At 59.4% G+C, this 26,502-nt stretch carries 28 protein-coding genes; 15 read left to right on the top strand and 13 right to left on the bottom strand.

Annotation, left to right across the window (positions count from 1 at the left end):
* Positions 1-37: 37 nt before the first annotated feature.
* Positions 38-1,108 carry an anthranilate phosphoribosyltransferase gene (gene trpD, locus VB780_RS16810; RefSeq protein WP_323352327.1) on the bottom strand — a complete coding sequence of 357 codons (1,071 nt, stop codon included), beginning with the start codon at positions 1,106-1,108 and terminating at the stop codon, positions 38-40.
* 337 nt (positions 1,109-1,445) lie between these two features.
* On the opposite strand from trpD, the gene VB780_RS16805 reads away from it, so the two are divergent.
* Entirely contained in the window at positions 1,446-1,862 is a 417-nt protein-coding gene (locus tag VB780_RS16805) for a nuclear transport factor 2 family protein (RefSeq protein ID WP_323352326.1), read from the top strand.
* Here the strand turns inward: VB780_RS16805 and VB780_RS16800 are convergent.
* The 4 genes from VB780_RS16800 to VB780_RS16785 form a co-directional block, all read right to left on the bottom strand.
* Positions 1,859-2,017, bottom strand: coding sequence for a hypothetical protein (locus tag VB780_RS16800; protein ID WP_323352325.1), 159 nt, complete (start codon positions 2,015-2,017; stop codon positions 1,859-1,861). The two genes, VB780_RS16805 and VB780_RS16800, sit on opposite strands and share 4 nt — an antisense overlap.
* Before the next feature lie 75 nt (positions 2,018-2,092).
* Entirely contained in the window at positions 2,093-3,799 is a 1,707-nt protein-coding gene (locus tag VB780_RS16795; RefSeq protein WP_323352324.1) for a glycoside hydrolase family 3 N-terminal domain-containing protein, read from the bottom strand.
* Entirely contained in the window at positions 3,796-4,248 is a 453-nt protein-coding gene (gene rbfA / locus VB780_RS16790; protein ID WP_323352323.1) for a 30S ribosome-binding factor RbfA, read from the bottom strand. Before rbfA ends, VB780_RS16795 begins: the two co-directional genes overlap by 4 nt.
* Positions 4,249-4,275: 27 nt before the next feature.
* The gene (locus VB780_RS16785) at positions 4,276-4,473 is read right to left on the bottom strand and encodes a DUF751 family protein (RefSeq protein WP_323352322.1); all 198 of its coding nucleotides are present in this window, start codon (positions 4,471-4,473) and stop codon (positions 4,276-4,278) included.
* Positions 4,474-4,641: 168 nt separating this feature from the next.
* On the opposite strand from VB780_RS16785, the gene VB780_RS16780 reads away from it, so the two are divergent.
* Positions 4,642-5,484, top strand: coding sequence for a DNA adenine methylase (locus tag VB780_RS16780; protein ID WP_323352321.1), 843 nt, complete (start codon positions 4,642-4,644; stop codon positions 5,482-5,484).
* A gap of 82 nt (positions 5,485-5,566) precedes the next feature.
* On the top strand, positions 5,567-6,286 hold the full coding sequence (locus VB780_RS16775) for an EcsC family protein (RefSeq protein WP_323352320.1): 720 nt from the start codon (positions 5,567-5,569) through the stop codon (positions 6,284-6,286).
* Positions 6,287-6,353: 67 nt separating this feature from the next.
* On the opposite strand, the gene VB780_RS16770 is transcribed toward VB780_RS16775, so the two are convergent.
* Positions 6,354-6,830, bottom strand: a complete 477-nt coding sequence (locus VB780_RS16770; RefSeq protein WP_323352319.1) for a CRR6 family NdhI maturation factor — start codon at positions 6,828-6,830, stop codon at positions 6,354-6,356.
* A gap of 362 nt (positions 6,831-7,192) precedes the next feature.
* On the opposite strand from VB780_RS16770, the gene wecB reads away from it, so the two are divergent.
* The 3 genes from wecB to VB780_RS16755 all read left to right on the top strand — a co-directional run bounded on the left by wecB (position 7,193) and on the right by VB780_RS16755 (position 10,536).
* Positions 7,193-8,326, top strand: a complete 1,134-nt coding sequence (gene wecB, locus VB780_RS16765; protein ID WP_323352318.1) for a non-hydrolyzing UDP-N-acetylglucosamine 2-epimerase — start codon at positions 7,193-7,195, stop codon at positions 8,324-8,326.
* A gap of 305 nt (positions 8,327-8,631) precedes the next feature.
* The gene (locus VB780_RS16760; protein ID WP_323352317.1) at positions 8,632-9,267 is read left to right on the top strand and encodes a sigma-70 family RNA polymerase sigma factor; all 636 of its coding nucleotides are present in this window, start codon (positions 8,632-8,634) and stop codon (positions 9,265-9,267) included.
* Between the two features lie 348 nt (positions 9,268-9,615).
* Complete coding sequence (locus VB780_RS16755) at positions 9,616-10,536, top strand: MBL fold metallo-hydrolase (protein ID WP_323352316.1); 921 nt, start codon at positions 9,616-9,618, stop codon at positions 10,534-10,536.
* Positions 10,537-10,652: 116 nt separating this feature from the next.
* On the opposite strand, the gene VB780_RS16750 is transcribed toward VB780_RS16755, so the two are convergent.
* The 5 genes from VB780_RS16750 to VB780_RS16730 all read right to left on the bottom strand — a co-directional run bounded on the left by VB780_RS16750 (position 10,653) and on the right by VB780_RS16730 (position 14,330).
* Positions 10,653-11,336 carry an SH3 domain-containing protein gene (locus VB780_RS16750; protein ID WP_323352315.1) on the bottom strand — a complete coding sequence of 228 codons (684 nt, stop codon included), beginning with the start codon at positions 11,334-11,336 and terminating at the stop codon, positions 10,653-10,655.
* Between the two features lie 129 nt (positions 11,337-11,465).
* Entirely contained in the window at positions 11,466-12,563 is a 1,098-nt protein-coding gene (locus VB780_RS16745; RefSeq protein ID WP_323352314.1) for an ABC transporter ATP-binding protein, read from the bottom strand.
* Between the two features lie 178 nt (positions 12,564-12,741).
* On the bottom strand, positions 12,742-13,311 hold the full coding sequence (locus VB780_RS16740; RefSeq protein WP_323352313.1) for a hypothetical protein: 570 nt from the start codon (positions 13,309-13,311) through the stop codon (positions 12,742-12,744).
* Between the two features lie 77 nt (positions 13,312-13,388).
* Positions 13,389-13,826 (bottom strand): DUF4079 domain-containing protein, encoded by a 438-nt coding sequence (locus VB780_RS16735; protein ID WP_323352312.1) that lies wholly within the window; start codon positions 13,824-13,826, stop codon positions 13,389-13,391.
* Between the two features lie 144 nt (positions 13,827-13,970).
* Positions 13,971-14,330, bottom strand: coding sequence for a DUF1830 domain-containing protein (locus VB780_RS16730; RefSeq protein WP_323352311.1), 360 nt, complete (start codon positions 14,328-14,330; stop codon positions 13,971-13,973).
* A 472-nt stretch (positions 14,331-14,802) separates the two neighbouring features.
* Between VB780_RS16730 and VB780_RS16725 the strand changes: the two genes are divergently transcribed.
* The 6 genes from VB780_RS16725 to VB780_RS16700 all read left to right on the top strand — a co-directional run bounded on the left by VB780_RS16725 (position 14,803) and on the right by VB780_RS16700 (position 20,357).
* The gene (locus tag VB780_RS16725) at positions 14,803-16,395 is read left to right on the top strand and encodes a photosystem II high light acclimation radical SAM protein (protein WP_323352310.1); all 1,593 of its coding nucleotides are present in this window, start codon (positions 14,803-14,805) and stop codon (positions 16,393-16,395) included.
* Positions 16,396-16,465: 70 nt separating this feature from the next.
* A complete protein-coding gene (locus VB780_RS16720; protein ID WP_323352309.1) occupies positions 16,466-17,827 on the top strand; it encodes a DICT sensory domain-containing protein in 1,362 nt (453 codons plus the stop codon).
* Positions 17,827-18,483, top strand: a complete 657-nt coding sequence (locus VB780_RS16715; RefSeq protein WP_323352308.1) for a pentapeptide repeat-containing protein — start codon at positions 17,827-17,829, stop codon at positions 18,481-18,483. Before VB780_RS16720 ends, VB780_RS16715 begins: the two co-directional genes overlap by 1 nt.
* Positions 18,484-18,584: 101 nt before the next feature.
* A complete protein-coding gene (gene arsH, locus VB780_RS16710; protein ID WP_416349242.1) occupies positions 18,585-19,262 on the top strand; it encodes an arsenical resistance protein ArsH in 678 nt (225 codons plus the stop codon).
* 24 nt (positions 19,263-19,286) lie between these two features.
* Positions 19,287-19,697 (top strand): hypothetical protein, encoded by a 411-nt coding sequence (locus VB780_RS16705; protein WP_323352306.1) that lies wholly within the window; start codon positions 19,287-19,289, stop codon positions 19,695-19,697.
* An 81-nt stretch (positions 19,698-19,778) separates the two neighbouring features.
* On the top strand, positions 19,779-20,357 hold the full coding sequence (locus VB780_RS16700; RefSeq protein ID WP_323352305.1) for a Uma2 family endonuclease: 579 nt from the start codon (positions 19,779-19,781) through the stop codon (positions 20,355-20,357).
* A gap of 40 nt (positions 20,358-20,397) precedes the next feature.
* Here the strand turns inward: VB780_RS16700 and VB780_RS16695 are convergent, their stop codons facing one another.
* A complete protein-coding gene (locus tag VB780_RS16695; RefSeq protein WP_323352304.1) occupies positions 20,398-21,063 on the bottom strand; it encodes a Pr6Pr family membrane protein in 666 nt (221 codons plus the stop codon).
* A gap of 356 nt (positions 21,064-21,419) precedes the next feature.
* Here VB780_RS16695 and VB780_RS16690 point away from each other — a divergent pair, with 356 nt between their 5' ends.
* The 3 genes from VB780_RS16690 to VB780_RS16680 are packed head-to-tail and all read left to right on the top strand — an operon-like array spanning position 21,420 to position 24,653.
* Positions 21,420-23,141: a DUF3352 domain-containing protein gene (locus VB780_RS16690; protein WP_323352303.1), complete on the top strand. Its 1,722-nt coding sequence runs from the start codon at positions 21,420-21,422 to the stop codon at positions 23,139-23,141.
* Between the two features lie 52 nt (positions 23,142-23,193).
* On the top strand, positions 23,194-24,267 hold the full coding sequence (locus VB780_RS16685; RefSeq protein ID WP_323352302.1) for a glycerate kinase: 1,074 nt from the start codon (positions 23,194-23,196) through the stop codon (positions 24,265-24,267).
* Between the two features lie 59 nt (positions 24,268-24,326).
* A complete protein-coding gene (locus VB780_RS16680) occupies positions 24,327-24,653 on the top strand; it encodes an STAS domain-containing protein (RefSeq protein WP_323352301.1) in 327 nt (108 codons plus the stop codon).
* 284 nt (positions 24,654-24,937) lie between these two features.
* On the opposite strand, the gene VB780_RS16675 is transcribed toward VB780_RS16680, so the two are convergent.
* Positions 24,938-26,071 carry a SpoIIE family protein phosphatase gene (locus tag VB780_RS16675; protein ID WP_323352300.1) on the bottom strand — a complete coding sequence of 378 codons (1,134 nt, stop codon included), beginning with the start codon at positions 26,069-26,071 and terminating at the stop codon, positions 24,938-24,940.
* Positions 26,072-26,502 lie beyond the last annotated feature (431 nt).

The following is a 26,502-nucleotide window of genomic DNA, read 5'->3' as shown; positions in this document are numbered from 1 at the left end:
TTTCGTTGACTGCGCGGAGTCGAATCCAGCAGAAATCTTACGAGAGGAATTTCACCAGGGCTTGTAGTTTCTCCCAGGCGGCCCCGCTGGCAAGAATGTCTTTGGCCAGGGTGATGCCCTCAGCAATGTAGTCTTCTAAAGATTCGCCTTTTACTTTTTCGCCCACTTTCAACGCCAAGGCCGCATTCAAGGCCACCACATCCCGCTGGGCCTGGGTGCCTTTGCCCTGGAGTACGGCGGTCAGAATGGCGGTATTCTCTTCAACCTCGCCGCCGCGTAGGGCGCTGAGGGGGGCGGCAGTCAGGCCGAAGGCTTGGGGATCGATCGCGGCGCTGGTGACCTGGCCGTTCTCTACTACCGACACATCGGTTTTATCGCCCAATCCCGCTTCATCGAGCCGCTCGCGTCCGTGGAGCACGATCGCCTGGGGAATACCCAGCTGGTTTAGCGCCTCGGCCATGGCGGGCACCACTGCCACGTCGTAAACGCCGATTACCTGACCAGTGGGTTGCAACGGATTCACCAACGGTCCTAGTAGGTTAAACACCGTGCGCACCTTGAGGGTGCTGCGCAGGGGGGCAACTGCTTTCATCGCTGGGTGCCAGCCTCGGGCAAACAAGAACGTCACGCCCACCTCATCCAGCGCTGCCTTGACCCGCTCGGGGTCGGCCCCCAGGTTGACGCCCAGAGCTTCGAGCACGTCGGCAGACCCCACCTTGCTCGAGGCCGAGCGGTTGCCGTGCTTGGCCACCCGAATGCCTGCCGCCGCCGCGACGAACGCTACGCAGGTGGAAATATTAAACGTATGGGCGCCGTCGCCGCCGGTACCGCAGGTGTCAATACAGGGGGTGGCGTGGTGAATTTTGCCTGCGCCGCCGAGAGACTGCCCCTGGAGCACCCGCGCCATGCCCGCCAGCTCATCGGCGGAGACGCCCTTGGCCTGGAGAGCCGCCAGCAGCCCGCCCGACACCACTTCGGGGATATCTTCGCTGAGCCAGCCGCGCATGAGGGTTTCAGCCTGCTCTTGGCTGAGAGATGCCCCGAGGATGAGACGCTGCAAGAGGGCTGACCAGTCTTGGGTGGTGGCAGCGGGCATGGCTTGGGTCACGACTTAGCTCCAGGGGTTAAGAAAATCGGCGAATTGGCCCTCCTATTTTCGCCTAGAACGTCCGTTTGCGGGCGATCGCTCTTTCTGAACCGCCATAGCAAAAGAACGAAAATAGAAGAGCGAAACCTGAAAAATGCTCGCTAGGCCTGAATCCTGGCATTCTGGGCTGTCCTGGCTCAGACTTCACTTGCTGTAGCCAATTCCTACTCCCAGAACAGCGGTCGGGCGATCGCCCAGCGCCCTTTGGGAACTCAATTTTTATTTCTTCTGTCAAGAGGTAGACGCTCTACCAGATTTAGCCCCGTATCGTAAAACCATTCATCTCTGGAGGATGACCATGGCAATTCGCACCGCTGAAGCCCCCTTAGCGCTAAGGACGGTTTCCTCTGCCGTTGATGGCTACTTTGCAGGCTTCAACGCTGAAGACTACCGCGCTGTGGCCGCTCTGTTTGAGGCCGATGGTGTTCTGCTGGCTCCGTTTGAGGAACCCATAGTGGGGCCTGAAGCCGTCTACACCTATCTGCAAGCCGAGGCCGTATCCATGCGGGCTACGCCGGTCGAAGTTGAAGTTGAAAGTGATGAAATGACCTCCGACGGTACCCGCCGCGTGGTGGTCAAGGGCCGGGTTAAGACGCTGCTATTCACTGTCAGCGTGCGCTGGACTTTTGCGCTGACGGCAGCGGACACAATTCAAGCCGCAGAAATTAAGCTGATGGCGTCGCTGCAAGAGCTGGTGCAGCTCGATCGCGGCTAGGCCAATCTGTCAGGCGGCTCCAGACACCGACGGTTGAGCCTAGGTGCAGTCAGCGGCGATCGCCCCGGCATTTGAGTTTGGGGCGATCGCTGTCCATCGGGGTGAGCCGTCAACAGCAGCGATTCGATCGATTCGGTGTCAAATAGGTGCCACATATCGGCTCCGGTGGAGCCATCGGCGATCGCACAGCAGTTTTAGCCAACCCGGTGAATTGTGAGGCGATCGCTCAACTAATCGGTGAACTCTCGGCTGGTGCTAGTCGTCAAAGGCTCTGGCAGCAGGGTCGGTAGGATCAGGCTCTGAGCCAGGGGCATTTGCCCGTAGGTAAACCCGTGGGGCAACTGTTCAAAGTAAAATCGCAGCTGATCTAGGGCATAGGGACTGCCGTAGATCACCACGCCACGCAGCATTTGCGCCGATTGCAGCGCTTCCAGCCAGGTCGTCGCCAAATGTAGAAGTTGGGCGGAGCCGCGAAAGGGGTTGCCCCGCACAAAAATTTGCACCAGGCTGGGCCGCAGGCCATGCTCAGCCGATCCGTTCCCATTGTCCTGGGGCCAATGCTGACATCCCTGGGTATCGACCAGCTTGAGGTGGTAATGGTGGCGCTGGGGCCAGGTGAGAGCCGCCGCCGTGCGCTCTAGAAAGCGACAGCCAATCACATCATCGACAATCACAATATTGTCGCCGGGGGTGGCGGCGCTGGCGGGAGCGATTTGGCTCTGCACCGTCATCGATGCGGTGAGAATGTCGGCGGCGAGCTGGCGGGTCGCGGGTTGGGCCACGGCGGCTAAGTTCACCGGGGGCGGCGGCAGGTGCTCCCACGCGTGGCCCGCGCCATCGGGCAGCAGAGCTGGGGCCGCTTTTTGCTTGGCCCGCCAGAGGCGCTCTACGCTGGCGGTTATGCGCGCTGGGTCGATGCGCCCCAGATTCACGGCTTCTACTACCGCTGCAATTGTTCCTGCAGGATCGCCGGGCATGAGCAGCACGTCGGCACCGGCTTCCACCGCTAGCACCGCTGCTTCGTAAGGGCCGTAGGTGTTGGCGATCGCCCCCATAATCAGAGCGTCGGTCACAATTAGTCCATCAAAACCCATCTCCTGGCGCAGCAGCCCGGTGAGGGTGGCGGGCGAGAGGGTGGCGGGCAGGCGGGCATCCAGCGCCGGGATTTTGAGATGCGCCGTCATGATGCTGTCTACCCCGGCAGCGATCGCAGCTCGAAACGGGGCCAGCTCTAACTCGTGGAGGCGATCGAGGCTGTGGGGCAGCACCGGCAGATCGAGGTGGGAGTCAGTGGCGGTGTCGCCGTGGCCGGGGAAATGCTTGGCGGCGGTGAGCACCGGCTGGGTTTGCGCCCCGCGAATAAAGGCCTGGGTCAGGGCGCTAACTCGCTCTAGCCCGTCGCCAAAGGCCCGTACGTTGATCACCGGGTTGGCGGAATTGTTGTTGATATCAACTACTGGGGCCAGCACCCAGTTGAGGCCAATCGCCAGCGCTTCGGCGGCGGTGGCGGCCCCAAAGGCCTCGGCGTAGGCCAGGGCGGCGGAGGGGTCGCGATCGGCCACCGCCGACAGCGCCATCGGCGGCGGAAACCAGGTGGCCCCGCTAAATCGCTGCCCTACCCCCTCTTCCACATCGGCGGCAATCAGCAGAGGAATGCGGGCCTGACCCTGGAGCACCTGGGTTTTGAGCCCCACTTCGGCGGCGCTGCCCCCCAGCAAAATCACCCCGCCCACGCCCAGTTCTTCGACGTAGCGGGTGAGGGTGGCGCTGTCGGCTTCCCAGGCGGGATAGCGAATTTCGTGGTCAAACAGGTGGCCTGAGGCTCGCACCACCACCATTTGAGCCACTTGTTTGGCCAGGGATAGACTTTCAGGGACGGGCAGCCGAGCCGAGGTGTTCACCCCAGAGGGCCAGTCGTTGACTGTCGCCCAGGTCACTCTTCCTCATCCCCAAGGGTGGATTCATCGGGGGTAGCGGCTTTAGTGGTGCCTGCGTCATCCTCAAAAAACTCGTCGGTCAGGCCCTTTTCGGCCCGCTCTTGGCTGAGCTGGTTGATTAAGTTCAACACATTGGTGCCGCGCTCCATCCCCACATCTTCTTTAAAGATGATTTCAGGGGTGCGGCGCAGTCGCAGCCGCTGGCCCAGTTCGCTGCGCACAAAGCCAGTGGCGGCGTGGAGGCCCTCCATGGTTTCGGCTTTGGCCTCGGGGGTGCCATAGATGCTGACAAACACCTTGGCATGCTGCAAGTCGCCCGACACATCCACGTCGGTAACGCTGACCATGCCGGCCCCCACCCGGTCATCTTTGATGTCGAGCATCACCATCTGGCTGATTTCTCGTTTGATTAGCGAAGCCACTCGCTCTACGCGACGATTATTGGGCATCGGTCTGTACTCCTGAAGGTAATGGCATTAACCTAGGCCCAGCATTGCCCGCAGGGTAAAGGTGAGAAACAAAAAACCGGCCACTGCGGCACCAACCAGCGCGATCGCCGTAGAAGGCCGCTTCAGCAGGGGCACCAGGGGCTGGGCGGCGTTAAAAAACACCCCCAGGGTGAAGGAAATAAAGTAGCGCGGATAGCGAGAAACGTTATCAAAAAAATCTTTCATGGCGGCAGACCGGGGGCTTTAGGGGCCAATGCGCGCAAAGCCCAGCGCACTGACTCTGAATTTAACTCGTTTTCCATCCTAACCCACGATAAAACGGTGTAGCGATGGCCGAGCTTTGCTATAGTTGGGGCATTCTTTAAACAAGTACATTTGATCTCAAGCAATTCTGTGACAGTTGCCCTCTCTACACCCCCGACTCTGCACCCGCGCCCCTTTCTCAAATGGGCGGGGGGTAAAGGGCGTTTGCTCAGCCAGTATGAGCCGTTTTTGCCCGCCGCCATCGACACCTACTACGAGCCCTTTTTGGGTGGTGGGGCGATGTTCTTTCACCTGGCGGGGCGGGCCCGGCGGGCGGTGCTAGGGGATATCAATCCCGAGCTGGTCAACGTTTACTGCTGTGTGCGCGATCAGGTCGAAACCCTGATTCGCCACCTGTGGGATCACCAGCGTCGTCACAACCCCGACTATTACTACCAGGTGCGCCAGCGGCAAGAATTGCGATCGCCCGTAGAGCGCGCCGCCCGGCTGATCTACCTCAACAAAACCTGCTACAACGGCCTCTACCGCGAAAATTCCCAGGGGCATTTCAACGTGCCGGTGGGAAACTACAAGAACCCCACCATCTGCGATCCATTGCTACTGCGGGCGGCTTCGACGGCGCTGCAAACCGCTGAGATTCAGACTTTTTCGTTTGAAATGTTGCTGGAGCAAGCCCTCGCTCCCGACGATTTTGTCTACTTTGATCCGCCTTACCATCCCCTTAGCTCCACCAGCAGCTTCACCGGCTACAGTCGCTATGGCTTTACCGGATCTGACCAAGAGCGCCTAGCGATTGTGTTTCGTACCTTAGCTAGCCAGGGGCAGCGGGTGATACTCTCAAACTCCGACTGCGAGTTTGTCCGTGAGTTATATCAGGGATTTACCATGCACCCGATTCTGGCGGCGAGGGCAATCAACTCCCGCGCTGGGCGGCGAGGCAAAATCAACGAACTGCTAATCACCTCCCCTTGACCTTGCTTAGGACGGATGCAGCGCCCCTGTAGAATCGGCTATCAATTTGATATAACGCTGCGCGATTCAGAGGCGACTTTCTGTGACGACGACCCCACCCCCCAACGACCAGACCCGCGACACCTTTCAGGCCGTAACCCAGGTGATGCAGGCCGTTGTCACGGTGCTAGATAACATTACCGCCAACACTGGCAATGCTGTGTTGGCGAGGCTTCAGCCTTTTTTAGAGCCGGTGACGGCCACCGTAGGCAGCGTGGTCGGCCCGATTGCCAGTTTGCCCTTCATTCAGTACGCCACGGCGATACCCGGCATGAGGGTGCTGCTGGCGGCGCTGGGCCAGGTGAATGTGGTAGAGGTGCGATCGCAGGTGGATGAGCTGCGATCGCAGTATCCCCTAGAAGATAAGCGCACCCTGGCCCAGCGGGTGATGGCCGAAACTGCCCTCAAGGCCGCAGGTGTGGGTCTGGCCACCAACTTTGTGCCCCCGGTGGCCTTTGCCCTCACCCTGGTTGATATTGGTGCGGTCGCCGCCCTTCAGGCCAGCATGATCTACCGCATCGCCACCATCTACGGCTATTCGCCCACCGACAACGATCGCCGTGGCGAAGTGCTCGCGATCTGGCTGCTGTCATCGACCACCGCTGGCATGGTCAAATCGGGGTTGAGCATCGCGGAGCTGATTCCGGGCCTGGGTGCCGTGCTGGGCGTTGCCACCGACGCATCGCTAATCTACAGCGTGGGCTACTTTGCCTGCCGCTACTATGAAACCAAGCGATCGGCCCCTACAGAGATTGTGGTGTAAGTAGGGCTTTCAAGGTTTTAGGGTCAGGGTTGATCCTAAAACCTTGAACCTTTCCCTTTTTCACCTCTCAAATCAACAGCTCAAACAGCCCGTCATCAATTTCGTAGCCCAGCATTTGGGTCATAAACTTCAGCCGCGTGTACTGGCTAATGCCCTGTCCCTTCAGCCAGGCGGCGATGACGAAAATTTTCGCCATCATAAAAATTTCTAGCCCCTCGGGGTTGTAGCGAATGCCCTCGGTGGGGCTGAACTGGTGGGGCACCAGCATCGCGGCGTAGCGCCCTAGCTCCCCCGCCTCCCAGTCTAAAATCAGCGGCAGCCAGGGATAGCACGTGTCTAGGCGAATAAACCACAGCCGCACCTCCGGCAGCTCCGACAGCTCGCGGGGGTCGGTGGGGTCGCGACTGATGTCAACCATAAACCGTAGGCCAACGTCACCGCTGGGCACCTTGCCCGCCGCCAACAGCGGCTCAATTACCTCGCGGGCCGGGGTTAGATCGAGTGTTTGCAGGTGAGACTCGTTCAGGGTAATGGTGTGGGCCATGGGGCAGTTAAAGCGAGATAACGGGCGCTACTGCCCATTGTCGCACCATTGTCGCAGAGGGCGGCCTCGCTCTGAACGTCAATTGCCAACCTCCAGGCGGAGCTTTCACTATTCCCCATTGCCAAGGCGAACCAGCGTGCCGCTATAGATATCGCTGTTGACGGATTCCAGCTAATTCTCTGGGGAGATGCACTGTGATCGATCATGGGGATCGGTCATTGCGATCGGTCATTGCGATCGGTCATTGGGAATAAGGTCGCGGCTCCAGGCAAAACGTTTTCTGAGATGGAATACGCTTAGGCGTGCGCCCTGTGGCACTATGCCCAAAGATCTGTTCGTGTAGCGTTTATTCCGGCGGCCCCATGTCTGACTCTTCCCTGCGCGTGTGCATTATTTTGGGCACCCGACCCGAGGCCATTAAGCTGGCCCCGGTGATCCGCATCTTTCAGCAAGACCCTGACACCGAGACCCAGGTGGTGCTGACGGGCCAGCACCGAGAAATGGTTGACCAGGTAATGGCGCTGTTTGACCTCACTGCCGATGCCGACCTCGCCATCATGCAGCCGCAGCAGACCCTTACCGACATTACCTGCCGCAGTTTGCAGGGTCTGGAGGCCCACTTTCAGGCCCACCGCCCCGATCTGGTGATCGTGCAGGGCGATACCACTACCGCCTTTGCCGCCGCCCTGGCCGCCTTCTACCAAAAAATTCCGGTGGGGCATGTGGAGGCGGGGCTGCGCACCGACAACATCTATAGCCCCTACCCCGAAGAAGCCAACCGACGGCTGATCTCTCAGCTCACCACGCTGCACTTTGCCCCTACCACCACCGCCGTGGGCCACCTCAAGGCGGCGGGTGTAGTCGGTGAAATTCACCACACGGGCAACACCGTGATTGATGCGCTGCTCACCGTTGCCGGGCAAAACCCCGACTGCCCTATCGACGGCCTCGACTGGGATCGGTACCGGGTGCTGCTGGCCACAGTACACCGCCGCGAAAACTGGGGCGACCCGCTCAGCGACATCGCTGCCGGTTTCTTAACTGTGCTCAACGACCAGCCCGATACCGCCCTGCTGTTGCCCCTGCACCGCAACCCGGTGGTGCGCGAACCCCTGACCAATCTGCTGGGGGAGCATCCCCGCGTCTTTTTGACCGAGCCCCTCGACTACCGCTGCCTGGTGGGGGCAATGAGCCGCTGCCACCTCCTGCTCACTGACTCAGGCGGCCTTCAGGAAGAAGCCCCTGGCTTGGGCAAGCCGGTGCTGGTGCTGCGCGACACCACCGAGCGCCCTGAGGCGATCGCAGCCGGTACCGCTCGACTGATTGGCACCAGCACCGAGGCCATTAGCCGCCACGCCCTGGAGCTGCTGACCAATGCCGATGCCTACGGAGCGATGGCTCGGGCCGTTAACCCCTTTGGCGATGGCCACGCCGCCGATCGCATCTTAGCCATTGTCAAAGCGTATTTTTCAGCCCGTAAACCTGCCGTTTTATGAACGGACGGGTGCATCAAGCAGCCATGGCATCATGTCATCAAAGCTTAATAATGAAGGGGTAGCCCCAGAAAAATTGTGGTTTGGCGAGAAGGGTGGTGCAAGTTTTGATACGGCTAGAGGCCGGGTTACAAGCCACCAGGTCAGCAACGTTCGCCTGCTTGCAACCTATGCTAACGACTATCCCTGTGACCAAGATCACATAGCAGCCTCCGAAGAATCACGGAGTTGAGTAGGGAAATCTCACGCTTCATGAAAACTTGATGCGGCTACATTAGAACTTAACCGCTGGTCATCTACCCAGAGTCATGCCTTCTCACCCTCCGCCAGAAACGCAGCATTTTAACCGTGATGTGCAGCTGCTGCTGAAACCCAATAACCCCCACGCCCGATCGCTGCTCGCGTTCATTAAGCGCACCATCCACCAGTTTGGGCTGCAAGCCCACATCACCGAAGTCGATATTTTCGTCGAAGCCTACCTGCGGGGCGTGCGGTACACCCAGCACAACCAGGAGCACATTCGCCAGCCCAAGGCCTGGATGCGCCGCACCGCCTACAACATCATTCGCGAGTGCAAGCGCGATTGCCAGCGGTACACAGCCGCCGCCTTTGATGAACTGATGGAGCAAGCGGCCCATGCTGAAGATTGCCGGGTCGCGGTGGATGAGGTGGCGATCGCCCAGGCCATTGCCTCGGTCTTGCAGGCGCTTGAAGCCCTGTCACCGGGCGATCGCCATCTGATTCAGTGGAAGGTCGTCGAAGGTTTGACCTGGCCTGAGGTGCAGGCGCGGCTGGTGATGGCAGGGGAAGAGCGGGTATCCCTAGCGACGCTGCGCAAGCGGGGACAGCGGGCCCTAGAGCGGCTGCGGCACGCTTACCACGTCTTCAACGGCGAACCCGGCTCCTCGGCCAGTGAATCCGATGCATTTGAGCCGCTGCCGTAGTCGGTAGCACAGGGGAAACATCAGCCTGCAATCGGCGTCTAAGCGTGTCCCCACTAAAAAACATCCTTTACAAGGAGGCGAACTCGACCCGTTGGGTCGGTCGCGGTGAGATTCTGAATAAGTTTTAGTTAGAACACTCTAAGCTAGGTCAAATGGCCGAATGTCTGCTCTAAGGCGGGCTGCCCGCTAAATTTGCCGGGGAATACTAAATTTGAGCTGGAGAGTAAACTAGTTGAAGCTCCCGTGGGGGATTCTCTACAGGTGTGACCATAGACCGCCCTCTAAGTTTGGTCGTCGGGGTGTAGAGCGATGAATCGCCGTCTAAACTTGGTGAAACGTTGAATTTGCATGGCCAATATCGCTAGTCCTTCCGATGCTCCCTTTACCACTCCAGCTGGAGACGCTGCTCAGCCTGGGCCAGCGGCTCCATCGCCAGCCTTTACGCTGACCTTTTGGGGGGTGCGGGGCAACATTCCATCGCCAGGGGCCGATACGGTGCGCTACGGCGGCAACACGGCCTGTGTTGAAGTGCAGGTGGGCGGTCAGCGGCTAATTTTTGACGGCGGCACTGGCTTATGGGTGCTGGGTCGCCACCTCATGGCCCAGGGGCAGCCCGTGTCTGCCCACCTGTTCTTTACCCACACCCACTGGGATCGCATTCAGGGATTTCCCTTCTTCTCGCCAGCGTTTGCCCCGGCGACCCGGCTCGATATTTACGGTGCCCAGGCCCTCAACGGCGCTTCTATTAAGCAGCGGCTGATGGAGCAAATGCTGCGGCCCAACTTCTTTAAACCGCTGCAAACCATGGCTGCCGCCATGACCTTTCACAATATTGCGGCGGGAGAGCCCATTGCCCTGGCCGATGTCTTGGTAGAACCCTGGAGTCTAAACCGCCACACTAGCGCTTTAGGCTACCGGGTGAGCTGGGGCGATCGCGTGCTGGTCTACGCCACCGACACCGACCCCACCCAAACTAGCGTTGACCCCAATCTGCTGATGTTGGCCAGCGGGGCCGATGTCCTGATTTTTGATGGCACCTATGCCGATGCGGCCTACTCTGAGCCCAACGGCTCTGGTCTGGCACCCTGGCACCTGGGCATTGAGGTCGCCCAGGCCAGCCAGGTAAAACACCTGGTGCTATTTCACCACAACCCCTGCCACAGCGACGACCAGCTCGACCAGCTCGAGCTTCAGGTGCAAGACGATTTTGCCCATGCCAGCCTGGCCCGCGAGGGCATGACCCTAGACCTGATTTCTGGGTGTTGCTGAATTGAAGTATGAATTCGGGTAGGGGCCAAACGGCAGTTTGCCCCTACGAGAGATGTTGCAGTTTTGCTTCGTATCTGTATCCAGCAACGCCATTTCTGAATAGGCGTGGGTACCGCCTAGGTGGGCTGAAGCAGGTCGCCTCGCACCCAGCCGGTAGTGCCTTCGTAGATCACTTGATACCAGATAAAGCCGTCGTTGGGGTTGCCCCCCCGATCGATCACCTCTACTATGGCGCGACGGGGCGCTGTGCTCAATATAGTGCTGCCCAAACGCGGGGCCGAGCGCAGCCGAGCGGCTTCTGCCGACAGTACGATCGCTGGGGTGCCGGGGGCAAAGTTGTTGCCGCGAAAGTCGGTAGAGCCCGAAGATACCCCGACCACGGTGTTAAAACCGGGCTCTTTGAGCACAACGCTACCGTTGGCGGCAATGATTTCTAGCTCGGTTTCGCCTAACACGTTGATACGGGCAAACCGCTCAGCCTCGCCTCCGGCTTGATAGACCGTTTGGTCACGGGTGCTGGGCACGAGCTGAGTAGGGGCTCCCCGCAGTTCTACAACATCGGTGGCCTTGTTGTAGAGATTCATAAACAGACTGCTGCCGCTGCGATAGACGCGCACCGCCATGGATTCCGTTTCAAACAGCAGTACCGTTTCAATGGTGCCCGCCTGCGCCAGCCAGGTTTCTAATACAGGGGAGTTGGTGATCTCATGGATAACTGGGGCAGCGGCCAGGGCAGGGGTTGCGGTCAGCAGCGCTAGCGGGGCCAGCGATAAGCAAACAGGTTGAAAAACCCAATTCATAGAAAAATTACCTGAAATGATAAAACTGGGGCTAGAGCAGCACAGAACTACTCCCAGAATCTAAGCGTAACCATACTGCAAAACGCTGGTGCTGGGGGTATAGGGGCGATCGCACCAGCCAGAGCCAGCCTAAAGCGAGCTGACCGCTGGGGTGCGCGCTCCGGTCTCCCGAGGGGCGTAGAGGCGCAACCGCTGGGACGGCACCGCGATCTGGACCCGGCTGCCCACCGCGATCGCGCTATCGATCGGCAGTCGAGCATAGAGCACCTGGCCAGAAGGGGTCTGTAGACAGTACTTATACTCCCGGCCTAAAAACTGGCGATCGCGCACCACCACCGTACCCGCCGCGTCTTCCACTAGGGCCATATCCTCCTGGCGCACCATGAGATCGGTGGGATCGGCCTCTCCGTTGGGGGCAGCGCCAAAGCAGCCCACCTCCGTCTGCCAGCCCTGGGGGCTGGGCTGGGCGGGTAAAAAGTTGGCCTGGGTAACAAACTCGGCCACAAAGCGCGAGCCGGGCTGCCCATAGACCATCTCTGGAGTATCGATCTGCTCTAGGCGACCCTGGTGCATGACGGCGACGCGATCGGCCAGGGCCAGGGCCTCTTCCTGATCGTGGGTGACGAAGACGCAGGATGCCCCCACCTGGCGCAGAATATCCCGCACCTCTTGGCGCAGGTACAGTCGCACCTGCACATCCAGGTTGCTAAAGGGTTCATCCAGCAGAATGATGGCCGGACGCGGGGCCAGGGCGCGGGCCAGAGCCACCCGCTGCTGCTGCCCCCCGGACAGCTCGTGGGGAAAGCGGTGCGCTAGGGTTTCTAGCCCCACCAGGGCGATCGCCTCGGCGGTGCGCTGCTGAAGTTCAGGTGCGGCCTGCCGTCCTCTGCGATCGCGCCGCTGGAGTCCAAAGGCGACATTTTGCTCCACCGTCAGGTGCGGAAACAGCGCGTAGTCTTGAAACACAATGCCCACATCGCGGCGCTCGGGGGGCAACCAGGTCGTTCCACCCACCGGCTGGCTGCCCAGGTAGAGAATGCCGCTATCCGGTTTCTCAAACCCCGCAATCAGGCGCAGCAGCGTGGTTTTGCCGCAGCCCGATGGCCCCAGCAGCCCCAAAATTTCCCCCTGCCCCAGACTGAGGCTGACCCGGTCTATCGCTGGCGGTAGACCGGGGCCATAGTGCTTGGTAATGGCGTCGAGGCGAAGAATATGGGGTGGGGTCATAGCTTAGGGGTAGCGGAAGCGATCGCAGAGCCGCGAGTCGTGCGGTGGTGATTAAAAAGACTCTGGGTTTAATATACCGCCCGAGGGGCGATCGCCCGGTTGGCTCCAGTCCAGGGCCGAGGCGGCGGCACCTCAATTCAGCGGACTATGCCAGTGCAATGCAAGCATCCGCGATCGCCTAGCCCATCTGCAGAGCGGTAGCAATCGTCCAGCCATCGACCAGCAGCAGCAGCAGGGTAAAGCCCAGCAAAATGAAGTACATCCAAGGCTGGGCCAGGGGGCGAATATCCTGGGTATCAAGATTGCTGTAGGTTTCAACCAGGCTCAGCAGACGGGCAAAGCCCGCCACCCGCATAGGCAGCAGGTAGGCCTGCTGATCGGCCCCCACAAAGTAGTAGACAATGCCCCCCTGCCCGGTGGAGCGCGGCTTTAACGCCTGGGCGTCGCGCCACGGCAGATACCACCCACCGCGAAACAGCCAGCGAATCCACCCCGGGTAAGCCACGCGAATGCCGTCGCTATCCACTTCGACTCGCTGTCCCAGCGCGCCGAAAATCCCCAGACCGCCCAGCCCAATGCCAATGGCCAGCAGCGTGGGCGAAACCGCAGCATCGGTGGCTTTTGCCAAAAACGGTAGAGGCCCCATCAGCGCCAGGTAGAGCAGCAGCAGCGTCAGGCGAATCAGCGGCGAAATACGAAAGATTTGACTACCGTCAGAAACGGTAGCCGAAGGCGAAGACTTGACCATACCAACCCCAGACCTGAGCTAGAGACACAGACCCCTCTGCCTGACTCTGAACCGGCTAGCCTCTCGGGTCTGCCCCTTTAAGGTAAATACTTTTGCACCACCTGCCAACCCGATAGCCCAGCGGCAGCCAGCGCTATACCCAGGGCACCGTTGAGGGTAACGTGGAGCGATCGCGCCCAGGGACGCTCTACAGCAATACGGCTGGCACTCCAGGCTGAAGCTAGTACCAGCACCACCACAGTCAAACCAAACAGCAGGTGAAATGAATGGCCCAGCCGACCATACTCTCCGAGGGTGCCAATTATTCCAATGGCCAGTAGCACCAGCACCAGGGCCACTACCGCCGTCCCCAAGCCGATGTGCAGCGGGCGCAGCCAGGCCGATCGCCCCTGATCTTTAGACCGGGTATAGAACAGCACGCCCCCCGTAATGGCCAGCAATCCGTAGCCCGTGAGCGTCAGCCCCATAGACCAGGCCGCGATCCGCCACAGCCACAAGAACGAAGGTAGGTTCACTGTTCTTACCCAAATGTCACCATTGGCGTTGCTCTGGTGGCATAGCGAAGGTCAACATCCTACCTTCAAATCGCTAACCAACGTCACGCTAGGACGCTGCTGAGACAGCTAGGGCTAAGCACACCACACCCTTAGTCTACCGGACTAGATGGCGGGTGAAATAGCTACCGCAGGCTGGTCTCGGGGTTCCAACGATTGACTCGCCTCAAGCTCAGCACTTGAGGCGGCCTCAAAAACCGTGGGCTCTGGGGCATCGACCTGGAGCCGCTCGCAAGGAATGCTGTCGGACAAAATGGCGCTCGCCATCATACCGGTGTGAATCTCTAGAAGAGCCTTAGGAACGGTTTCAAAAAGCAGCCTCTGCCCCGGGAAAACGACCCGTTCAAAGTACCAATCGGGTACGTTTGTAATGCGAGCGATCTGGATCTTACTGGTGGCGTTGATATAGCAGCAGAGCACCTGGCTCTGACCATCGGAGGGAAGGGGATCAAGGATTTGTGCCATTGATGCTTTACGGCAATACTGCAAGAATCACTACGCAGAGCGTAACACTTCGCGATCCCCGGCTGTTGTAAAGGCGACTACCAACCCCTACAACACCTTAACTATTCACAATAGTTAGACACAGTACTTCACGTTTTGCGGCTGTCGGCTCTGGGAACCGATGGCTTAAGCCCAAAGCTCAGTTGTTTGCGAACCCGTTCTGCGACCCTGACCAATGGCTCTAGGATCAATAGCTCAAGCTTTTCTACCCACTGTAAAAAGTGGAAGAGTTGCGAAAAACTTAACAGTGCCTTTATACCACGATTTTGATCGCTCCGATCCTCTTTGCTCTAAGGGTTTGGCCTGTCAAGGGACATGACCGCTGCGATCGCCCCGGCAAGCTTTGAGCCCTCCGCCAGAGAGATTTGTAGGCTACCCCGGCCTAGGTCAAGAGACGGTGCTATCGTAAAGATATATGTCAAGCCTGAGAAGCATGCCCTCTACCACCAGCCAGGCTCGTGTGCTCTACGTGCGGCTGCCCTGTAACCCCATTTTCCCCATCGGGGTGGTTTACCTGGCCGACCATGTACACAAGCTGTTTCCCGATTTAGAGCAGCGAATTTTTGATCTAGGTGCCGTGCCGCCCCTCGACTATGGCGCTGCCCTCGATCGCGCCATTGACGACTTCAAGCCCACCCTGCTGGTCTTTTCCTGGCGGGATATTCAGATTTTTGCGCCGGTAGGCGGGCGGGGCGGCAACCCGCTGCAAAATGCTTTTGAGTTTTTCTACGCCCGCAATCTCTTCTTAAAGGCGCGGGGTGCCCTAGGCGGTCTGCGGATGGCCACCACCTATCTAGCCGAGCTGTGGCGCAACCAGGGATTGATCAAGCGCGGCGTTAAGCGCGCCCGGCGCTATTCTCAGCATGTCACCACGGTGGTGGGTGGCGGTGCGGTAAGTGTGTTCTACGAGCAGCTCCACAATCGCCTGCCCAAGGGCACAATCATCTCCGTAGGCGAGGGAGAAATGCTGCTGGAGCGCATCCTGCGAGGACAGGATTTCTCAGACCAGCGCTGCTATATCGCTGGGGAAACGACGCCGCGCGATCGCCTGATTCATGAAGAGCCTGCCCCGCTCGAAAAAACCGCCTGCAACTACGACTACATTGAGGCCGTCTGGCCCGAGTTTGGCTATTACCTGCAAGATCAAGACTTTTACATCGGTGTACAGACCAAGCGCGGCTGCCCACACAACTGCTGCTACTGCATCTACACCGTGGTCGAGGGCAAGCAGGTGCGCATCAACCCCGCTGAAGAGGTGGTGGCTGAAATGCAGCAGCTGTATGCGCGAGGTGTGCGCAATTTCTGGTTTACCGATGCCCAGTTCATCCCCGCCCGCCGGTTCATGAAGGATGCTGAAGAGCTGTTAGAGAAGATTCTCGCCGCCGGCATGACCGACATTCACTGGGCTGCCTATATCCGCGCCGACAACCTCACCCCCAGGCTCTGTCAGCTGATGGCCGACACCGGCATGAACTATTTTGAGATTGGCATCACCAGCGGTTCTCAAGAGCTGGTGCGTAAGATGCGCATGGGCTACAACCTGCGCACGGTGCTGCAAAACTGCAAAGACCTCAAGGCCGCCGGGTTTAACGATCTGGTGTCGGTCAACTACTCCTTTAATGTGATTGACGAGCGGCCCGAGACCATTCGCCAAACTTTGGCCTACCATCGCGCCCTAGAACAGGTGTTTGGCCGCGACAAGGTAGAGCCAGCGATTTTCTTCATTGGCCTCCAGCCCCACACTCACCTAGAAGAGTACGCCTTCGAGAAAAATATGCTCAAGCGCGACTACAACCCGCTGGATATTCACCTGCCCTGGGTGTCGAAGAAGCTGTTGTGGAACCCAGAACCGCTAGGCTCGTTCTTGGGGGAGGTGTGTCTGGAAGCCTGGCAGCGCAACCCCGACGACTTTGGCCGCGAGGTGATGGACATTCTGGAAGAGCGCCTGGGGCTGGCTCCTTTAGAGGAAGCTTTGAGTGCTCCCATTGAGGCTGACCGCCGCCCCTTGGCTGCGTTATCATCCTGAATACCTGGGTTTTAGGCAATAGATACTACAGAGGATTGCGATGCTGGAGGGGTCATTATTAAAGCAGTTAGTGGATGGTCGCACTGAGCAAGAGACGACTCCACTCAACTATGGCGTCTACTACAAAAACACCCTGGTTGCCCTGTGTCACGCCCTGGAAGACTGCATTCTCACCTCTGGCTCGGCCCCGTTGGTGATTACAGCCTTTCAGCGGGGCAAGTGGTACTTAGAAGAGGCCGATCGCTACAGCGCGATCGCAGATAAAGCCCAGCAAATTGTGATCATGGCGGCCTCTGAGGCGGGCTTCCACGACCACCCCACCAGCCAGCGGCAAAACGTCGCCCTGGTCGACCTGGCCAACGACGACCCGGTCGCCGAAGAATGGCACCTGATGATTCTCTCCCCCGACTACACCGCCATGGTGCTGTGTCAGGAGCTATCGGAATCTGACTACGGCAAGACCGGCATCCCCGAGCACGATCTAGAGCGCAAGTTCTATGGGCTTTGGACCTTCGACTCGGCCCTGGTGAGCCAAACGGTGGAGCTGGCGATCGCCCATGTAGGACGCTATAACCCGACCCTTCAGGCGCAGCTAGCCAATTACTTAGCTACCCTCAAGCAGCAAAACTCCGCCCTCCGCAATGATGAGCCCGCCGTTGTGAGTCATACCGTGACCCAGGTGGTGCACTACCTGCAAAACAGCCGCAACGACCTCCAGGGCAACCTCGCTTTTAGCGTGGTTGACGACCTCGACCAAAATCTGCTCTCCAACGAACTCCAGGCGTTTTTGCGCATGGCCCAGCTGGTGGATCTAAGCGATCCCGTCAACCCCATGGCCGCCAGCGAAGTGGTGGCGCTGCTCGAAATGATGGGCCAGCTGCTCGACCTGCCCGCCTGGCAGCTCCAGCGGCTGCGCCTAGCGGGCATGCTGCACCGCATTGCCCCGGCCCCCGATCTGGCTACCCTCTCCGACGATGGGCCAAGCTGCCCGCTGCTTCCAGCGGTGCAGGCGCTGCGGCTGATGCCCCGCCTGCGGGCGGTGGCCGCCATTATTGCCCACCAGGGCGAATGGTGGGATGGCAGCGGCTACCCGGCGGGTCTCGTCGGCGATGCCGTGCCCCTAGAGTCGCGCATGCTGGCGCTGGTGGCTGAGTTTCAGCGGCGAACGGCCCAGGCCCGCCACGGCCAAGACCCCGCCGAGGCCGACATGACCCTGCTAGGTGAGGTGTTGACCACCTGCCAAGCCGAGGCCGGTCAGCGGTGGGATCCTAAACTTGTCGAGATTCTAGGGTTGATGGTGATGGGGCTCCAGCAGGGTATGAGCCTGCCCACAATACCGACTAAAATTACCTTGGGATCGGGGTTGTTGAATCCCGATGTAGCTGATCAAGCTTCGGTCTTTCCCCCGTCCTCTGAACTGCTCCCTCGATAGTGACCTCTGTGCCCAGCGACTCTATAGATATTGCCGCCCTGCGATTGGGCAAGCTCCGTCACCTGGCTGGAGTTGATCTGGAAGATGAAGACCTCTCTGGCGCTGACCTAGCCGGTATCTATCTGGCTGGTGCCAACCTGGTAGGAGCCGACCTCAGTCGGGCCTCGCTGGCAAAGGCCCACCTTGAAGGGGCAAACCTGATGGGAGCCAGTCTGGTAGGGGCCGACCTGCGGGCCAGCCTGTGGGGCGCGAACCTGATGCAGTGCGACATCACCGGGGCCGACCTGCGCGGCGCGAATCTACGAGGCGCGAACCTGATGGGAGCGCGTTTGGGTGGCGTCAGCCTAGCCGGAGCCTTCTTAAGTGGCTGCAACCTGATGGGGGTCAACCTGCAAGGGGTTGACCTGCGCGGGGCCGACCTGCGCGGGGCTAACCTCAGCGATACTAACCTGAAGGGGGCCGACCTCTCCCAGACCGACTTGCAGGGGGCCAGGCTTGACAATGCCAATTTGGAAGAGGCCAATCTGCGCCAGGCCAATCTTTCGGGAGCCTCGCTTGGGGGTGCCAATCTGCTCTGTGCCGATCTCTCTAGCACCCAGCTCGACGGCGTTAGCCTCACTGGAGCCTGCCTGATCGGCACTCACCTGGATAAGTAGGCGTCAAGTTTTTCCCCGAAAACCCTTATTTTGTTGGAGGACTGCTGCAAAGCCGACCCAGCGGTTTGGAGTAGAAGTGGCGCTTCTGATTCGTTAGTTTGATGAGGCAGAACCCCATGAGCTTTGACCACAAGCCGAGGATTCTATTTCTCTATGGGTCGCTGCGCGATCGCTCCTACAGTCGCCTCCTGGCCGAAGAAGCGGCCAGAATTATCGAGAACTTTGGGGCCGAGGTGCGGTTCTTTCATCCCCACGATTTGCCGATTCACGGCAGCGTACCCGACGACCATCCCAAGGTGCAGGAGCTGCGGGATTTGGTGCTGTGGTCTGAGGGGCAGGTGTGGTCTAGCCCCGAGCTACACGGCAACATCAGCGGCCTGATGAAGCACCAGATCGACTGGATACCCCTAAGCCTGGGGGCGGTGCGCCCGACCCAGGGCAAGACCCTGGCGGTGATGCAGGTCAGCGGCGGCTCGCAGTCGTTTAACGCGGTGAATACCCTGCGGGTGCTGGGCCGGTGGATGCGGATGTTTACAATTCCCAATCAGTCGTCGGTGGCGAAGGCGTACCAGGAATTTAACGACGACGGCACCATGAAAGACTCGGCCTACCGCGATCGCGTCATCGACGTGATGGAAGAACTTTATAAATTCACTCTGCTGCTGCGCGATCAAGTAGACTATCTCACCGATCGCTACAGCGAGCGCAAAGCCGAGACTGAAAAGCAGGCTCAAGCCATTGTCAGCCAGTCCATCGGCGCTGCCCCTAGCCAAGCCTGAGCATCCTCAACTGGAGTTGGCCCAATGTCCCGGTTTCTCTACCTGCGCTCCAGCGTCGCCCTATCCTTAGGGGTATCGGTTCTCGCCCTGGCCTTCGCCTGCCAGCCTGTGCCCTCCGCAGACCACAGCGGCGCGGTAGATAAGATTGCCTTTGATCTGAGCACTTTGGATGAAAACGGCCTCTATGGCCCCATCGACGGCAAGCGATCGCTCGACTACGAATTCTGCATTCCCGCCGGCGGTGCCTACGCCCAGGCGGTGAGCGCCATCGACCCTTCGGCGCAGTTTTTTCCCCAGAGCCGGGGGCGCATTGGCTGCGGCGAGGGTGAGGTGCTGACCATCGGCAACACCTACCAGGCCAACCACCAAGACATTCTGATTGAGCTGGCCAACCTCGACTACATCGATCGCATTCAGCCGGTGGACTGGGAGTAGAATGCGTGGGTTATCTGTTGAGATTCCGATGGGTTCGCTAGAGTTGAACTATGTTTTTTCTTTGGCAGCTTGGAGCACCCCATGACCGCCATTACTATTAGCCTTGACCCTGTTGGAGCCTTGACTGAGGAAGCGTTTTATCAGCTGTGCCGGGCCAACCCCGACGTAAAATTTGAGCGCTCAGCCCAGGGAGAACTCATCATCATGTCACCTACCGGGGGCGAAAGTGGTCGCCGCAATGCCGATATCACAATCGATCTTGGTATCTGGAATCGCCAGACCCAGCTTGGTTACACCTTCGATTCGTCTACATGCTTCAAGCTGCCTAACGGGGCTGAGCGATCACCCGATGCCGCCTGGGTCGAGCGCAGTCGCTGGGAGGCGTTGAGCCCTGAGCAACGGGAAAAATTTCCTCCTATTGTGCCTGACTTCGTTATCGAGCTGAGATCAGCCAGCGATAGTTTGCCACAGCTTCAGGCCAAAATGCAGGAATATCAGGCCAATGGCGTACGCCTCGGATGGTTGCTGAATCCTCAAGGCCAACAGGTTGAGATCTATCGGCTGGGTCAAGCCGTAGAAACCCAGCAAGCTCCTCAGATGCTCTCTGGAGAATCTGTGCTACCAAATTTTGTTCTCAAACTAGCCCAAATCTTGGACTAATCAACTATGGGTGACTCCCGCTTAATACGCATGCGGCAATTTAGCTGAGGCCAGGGGCACGGTGGCGGCGCTGGTCTAGTCGCCCTAGCAGAATGAGCGCCAGACACAGCCCGGCAAAAACCGCCAAAATAACGACTGAATTCACCAGCACGCGCGGGTAACCCAGGGCAGTGACATCGATGAACGGGTAGGGGTAGCGACCCCGAATTGCTCCTAGCACCAAGGCATACACAGCGTAGCTGAGGGGATAGGCCATCCAGCGGGGGATGGCGGCGGGGCGCAGCACCTGTTTGGGTACGGCCCACCACCAGTAGACAAAAAACAGCGGCGGCATAGCGTAGTGCAGCAGCACATCGGCCACTAGCTGCAACCCCTGGGGCTCCCAGATGTGCCGCAGAATCAGAAAGTACACGCTGCCCACCACAACAATGCTGGCGGTAATGGCCGTGACGACACCGGGACGGCGAAAGAAGGCCAGCCACGACGGAGAAGTGCGATCGGGCAGGGCCCCGGCGGTGAGGGCGATCGCTGCCAGCAGATTGGTCAAAATGGTGAAATAGCTCAAGTAGGCCACTATGCCCCCCAGCACCCCGTTGCCGTTGACTATGCCCAGCCGCACCGACAGATAAAACTGCGCCGCCAGGGCAAACCAGCCCACCAGGGCCGATAGAGTAGCAAACCGTCGCAGGTCAGAAGAATGCAGCATAGTTCAGCCAAAAAACTGTATGTCTAGGTCTACGGTGCCAGGACAGGCCTGAATACCGCTGGGTTTGGCCAATTTCAACGCTCACTATAGCATTGGGCTGAGATTGTCTGGGTGGAGGGCAGCGGCGATCGCCCGTCTAAGCCTAGAGTGAACTGCTGCTGTAAACTGCCAAGATCAGACAAATTGACGCGCATTTCTCTCTAACCCCTAGAAACCCGAAAATTTACATTGTTTAATTTCTAAACAGCCCGCTGGCATCCGAGGCATTACGGGTATCGAAGGGCCATACACTAGGGAGAATTAGTCGGCGCGGGCGATCGCGCTGCGGGTGTTTTTGGGTTGCAGGCGTGAGGTCAATGAAGTTTCGCTCGTTTATTCGTCCCCTCGCCATTGTCGCTGGGCTGGTGCTGGTGCTGGGTTTGGGGCTGCTGGGGCGGTTAACCCTCAACACGCCCCTATACCTGATTGAGCGCGGCGGACAGGCCCAGCCGCTGGCGCTTCAGTTTGTGCCCAAGCAGTCGCCCGTCGTCGCCTCGGTGCTGGTGCGCCCCGATCGCCTCGCCAGCCTGTGGGAATATCTGGCCGCCCCCCGCCTGCGCCAGGAAACCCGTCGCGACCAGGAGCTGATTGAGCAAGCGCTACTGGCCAACACCGGCCTTAGCTACAGCCGCGATATTCAGCCCTGGCTGGGGGAGGAGATAACCGCCGCCATGGTCACCCCCGACCTCGACCAAGACCCCACTAATGGCACCAAGCCTGGCTACCTGGTGGCCCTGGCCTGCAACGACAGCGCGGCGGCCCAGGCGGCGCTAGAGCTGTATTGGCAAAACCGCGCGATCGCAGGTGACGCCCTCACCTTTGAAGAATTCTCGGGCAACCGGCTGATCTACGCTCGGCAGGGAATCCCACGATCCTCCAGGGAAGAAACTGCCCAGCTGGCCACGGCCCTAGTGGCCAACCGCTATGTACTGGCGGCCAACCACCCCGACGTGCTGCGCCAGGCGCTCACCGCCGCCCAGTCTAGCGACCTCAATCTTCAGAGCGATCGCCGCTACAAAACCGCCCTACGGGAGCTACCCAGTCAGCGGGTGGGGCTACTGGCGCTGAATCTGCCTGGGGTGAACCAATGGCTGAATTCTGAGCGAAATTCTGAGGGGGCGGCGATCGCTCTGAGTGAACTGGGAGCCACCGATGACCAGGTGGACTGGGGGCTAATGTCGTGGCAGCTCACCCGCGAGGGTCTAGTCGGCCACACGGCGCTGCTGGCCGCCCAGGGGCATCGCCTCCATCCTCAGCGAGTCAGGGCCACCGATTGGGAAAACATTGTGCCCTACCTGCCAGATTCCCTGGCGGTAGCAGCGGTGGGGACTGACTTGGCGACCCTGGGGCAGCGCCTCGATCCCCTGCTGGCCTTGCTTTCTCCCACGGGCGAGGGCAGCTTTCCTTTGACCAAAATGATTGACGGTGCGCTAGGGCAGGGCGCGATGGACTTTCTCCAGACTGGAGTGGATCGCTCCTACGGCGTGGGATTGGGGACGGCTAAAACCGGCGCTCCCGACTGGCTGGTGGTGGCTCCCCAGAGCGAGACCCTGACCGCAGCGCTCGATGGGATGACGGCCCTGGCCCAGAAAAAGGGCTTGGGGGTTGGCGCTCTCGACCTGCGGGGTACTCCGGCGATCGCATGGACTCGCCTTGCCTTACCCAAAATGCGAGGCTCCCAGCCGTTGCAGGTGGTGGCCGAGGTGGCTGGGCTGCACGCCGAGGTCGATCAGTACGAGGCTCTGGCCGCCTCCCCTTCCACCCTGGATGCCGTCATTCACCCTGCTGGTGTACCTCGCCAGCGCCCGGCCTGGTGGTCGCAGGTGGCCCAGGTGCCTGGCCCCAGCAACGGCTATGTTCATATCGACTGGCCCCAAATTCAGTCTGGTTTAGTCGCCCAGTTGCCCCGGTGGCGGCTGTGGAGCACGGCGGCCCAGCCTGCCCTCAAGCATCTACGACAGGTTACGCTGGTCAGTGGCGATCGCAGCGATGCGATGCAGACCGGCAGCATTCTGGTGCAGCTCAGCAACCAATCGTGACGACGCAGTGATGGCAGACCCGACGGCAACCTCAACGGATTTCGCGACGGATTTGGCGCCAGATTTCGCGATCGCGCCCCTGCTTGCCGCCTACCTGGCGGGGAGTGCTCTCGACGACGCCCAGCGCCAGCAGCTGCTGGCGTGGGAGCTGGCCGATGCCCGGCGGGCCGCTGCCTGGGGCATTACCGCCGAGAATGGGCTAGCCCAAATCGAAGAACGCCTGGGCTGGCTGCAAACCCTGGTGCCCCATCACGTCACCCTGCCCCTGCCCCCAGCACCGATGGAGCAATACCTGGGGCTCTACTGGCGGCTGTGGCTGCCCCTGGCCCTGACCCTCAAACAGGCCCGCGACGCCCAGCCTGGCCCGCTGATTCAGGGGGTGCTGGGGGGCCAGGGCACCGGCAAAACTACGCTGACCCTAATTCTGCGGCACATTCTACAGGTGATGGGCTACCGGGCGGTGGGCCTCTCAATTGACGATATTTATAAGACCTACCGCGATCGCCAGGCGCTGATCCAAGTGGATCCTCGGCTGCGGTGGCGCGGCCCACCGGGCACCCACGACATCGACCTGGGGCTGGACACCCTAACCCAAATTCGATTGGCAAAAGCCGGTGAGGCCGTGGCTCTACCCCGGTTCGACAAGTCGCTGCACGGTGGTGAAGGCGACAGAGCTGACCCCGAGTGGGTGAAAGATGTGGATATTTTGCTGTTTGAGGGCTGGTTTTTGGGGGCGCGCCCCATCGACCCGGCCCGGTTTGACCAGGCTCCAGCACCCATTGCCACCGAGGCCGATCGCCAGTTTGCCCGCGACATGAACGCTGAACTGGCCACCTATCTGCCGCTGTGGGACTGTCTCGATCTCCTAATGGTGCTGTGCCCAGCCGACTATCGCCTGAGTAAGCAGTGGCGCAAAGACGCCGAACACCAGATGAAGGCTCAAGGCAAAACCGGCATGAGCGACGCCACCATCGATGCGTTTGTGGAGTACTTCTGGTGTGCCCTGCACCCAGAGTTGTTTATTGCCGCCCTCAAGGGCGATGGCGAACACGTTAACCTAGTGGTAGAAATCGACCGCGATCGCACCCCCAGGGCCATATACTCGCCAGCATTGGCTACTATTTAGCCGATGTACTGAGTTGCTGTCTACCAAGCAGTTGTTAATTTAGGATAGTGATTCTTATTATGAGTTCTACCGTTCAAGTTATTGAGCCTACCGGTATTTTAGACAGCACCCAAGCCGAAGCCTTTGGTGAGGCTGTAGAAGCACTATTACAAGCGGGTGCTGAGGTCATTTTGGTTGACCTCAAAGACATTACCTTTATCGATAGCTCGGGTCTGGGCACGCTGGTGGTGCTGCTCAAAAAGGCGCGGGGACTCAACCGCAGTTTCTGCATTTGCTCCATCAATGACCAGGTGCGCATGCTGTTTGAACTCACCAGCATGGATCGGGTGTTTGAAATTTATGAAAACCGCCAGGCCTTTGAAGACGCTAAGCTCAAGGTGTCTTAGGTTTGGTCATGCAAAGGGGAGCCAGGCCTAGGTTTTTAAGCTGGACAGATTAGCTGAGGCCACAGAAAGCTGACAAAGCTAAAAACTGCTTCGCCATCGCCAATCAAGGAAGGTTATCGCCGCTTGCCGTAACTAAGGTGGCGATCGCCATAGGTGCAGGTACAAGAACCCATCGCCTGGCTCCCAATCCAACTGAAAGGGTTCCAACCAAATACTTACTTATTTAGAACTTCACCGCGCCCGCGCCTTTGGGAAGGATGTTGTTTGGTTGGGATGCCCTAGGCCTAGTCCAAATTGACAATCATCAGCGACATGTCATCGCTAGCCACTTCCCCAGCCTGGCGCTGAATTACAGTATCGAGAATGTGGTCGATGCTGCGCTCGCGCTTGGCCACGGCCAGTAAATCCACAAAGTTGTCTAGGCCCAGATACTGCTGATTGTCTTGCAGCACTTCGTAGAGACCGTCGCTAAACAAATAGAGGCTGCTGTTGGGGGGCAGATGGCAGCGCTGCCACTGGTACTTGGCCTCGGGCAGCATGCCTACGGGCATGCCGGGGGTGCGCAGGCGGGTGGTGGTCATCTGCTGGTTGGCGTCGATGGAAACTAGCACCGCCGGGGGGTGGCCGGCGCTGGCGTAGAGCAGCTGGCGGTTGGCGCAGTTGAGCACGCCATACCAGATGGTGAAGTATTTTTGGTTTTGATCGCTCATCTGAAAGGTTTCGTTGAGCGCCCGCAGCACCTTTTCAGGCCGGTAAAAGCTGACGTCGGGCAGCGACTGGGCCCGCAGCACGTTCAGCACCGAGGTTGACAGCAGCGCCGACCCCAGCCCGTGGCCCGACACGTCGAGCAGATACATCACCAGGTAGTCGGGGTCGAGCCAGTAATAGTCGTAGCAGTCGCCGCCAAGCTGCTGGGAAGGCAAAAACCTCGACTGGATGGGCACCCTGCCAGCCTGGTCGTTGGGCAGGAGCGATCGCACATAGCCCTCTGCCTCCGCCATTTCGGCTTCCATGCGCTGCTTCTGCTGCCGCAGGTCTTGGGTGAGTTGGTAGATGCGCAGCCCCGCTCGCACCCGTGCGTTGAGTTCGTTAATATCTACAGGCTTCGAGAGCAGATCGTCGGCCCCCATTTCCAGCCCTTTTACCCGGTCGGCGGTGCTGTAGCGGGCGGTCAGCAGCAGCAGCGACGTAATCGAGAGCACCGGGTGGTGCTTGAGCGCCTGGCAAATGGCCAACCCGTCGATGGTACCGGGAATGTTCCAGTCGCAGATGATTACCCCCGGCAGCAGCTTCTCGGCCAGGGTCAGGCCCTCTGCGCCGCTGCGGGCCGTGGTGACGCTGTACCCCTGCTGCTTAAGAGCGCTGACTAGAAACTGCTCTGTGGCGGCATCGTGCTCAATGATGAGGATGTCGATCATGCTGCGTTTTAGACCGAGGGAGTAACCATAAAACCTGGAGCACCAGTCGGTGGTGATGGCGGCAGTAGAGCAACCCAGGTGTGTCTAGCTTTCCCCACTGATCCGGCACCACGGACAAGTAGGGATACTGAGGTTTAGCGTAACCCTAAACTGACCCAGCCAGGAGCTTCATAAAGATCCTACGCAATCTCTTCAGAGTGGGGCGGCTAGGTTAGCGGTTTGATGTTCTCTGACTCAGATCTTGCACCTTGGCTGGGGGGATGAGAGAAAAGGGCGTGAAACGTATAGACAGCAAGGACCATGAAGATTCTTGCCCACGCCCAAGAGCTAATTTACCAACTGTTGGACGGGATGCCGAGTGCTTATCAGCGCCAAAGCCTGAAAGCCTTCCTAGAACTGTTTTTCAAGGCACAATGGGCACCGCTGCCTGA

The sequence above is a fragment of the Leptolyngbya sp. CCNP1308 genome (assembly GCF_034932455.1).
Taxonomy (GTDB): Bacteria; Cyanobacteriota; Cyanobacteriia; order Phormidesmidales; family Phormidesmidaceae; genus Nodosilinea.
This window is presented reverse-complemented; position numbering and strand designations above follow the sequence as displayed.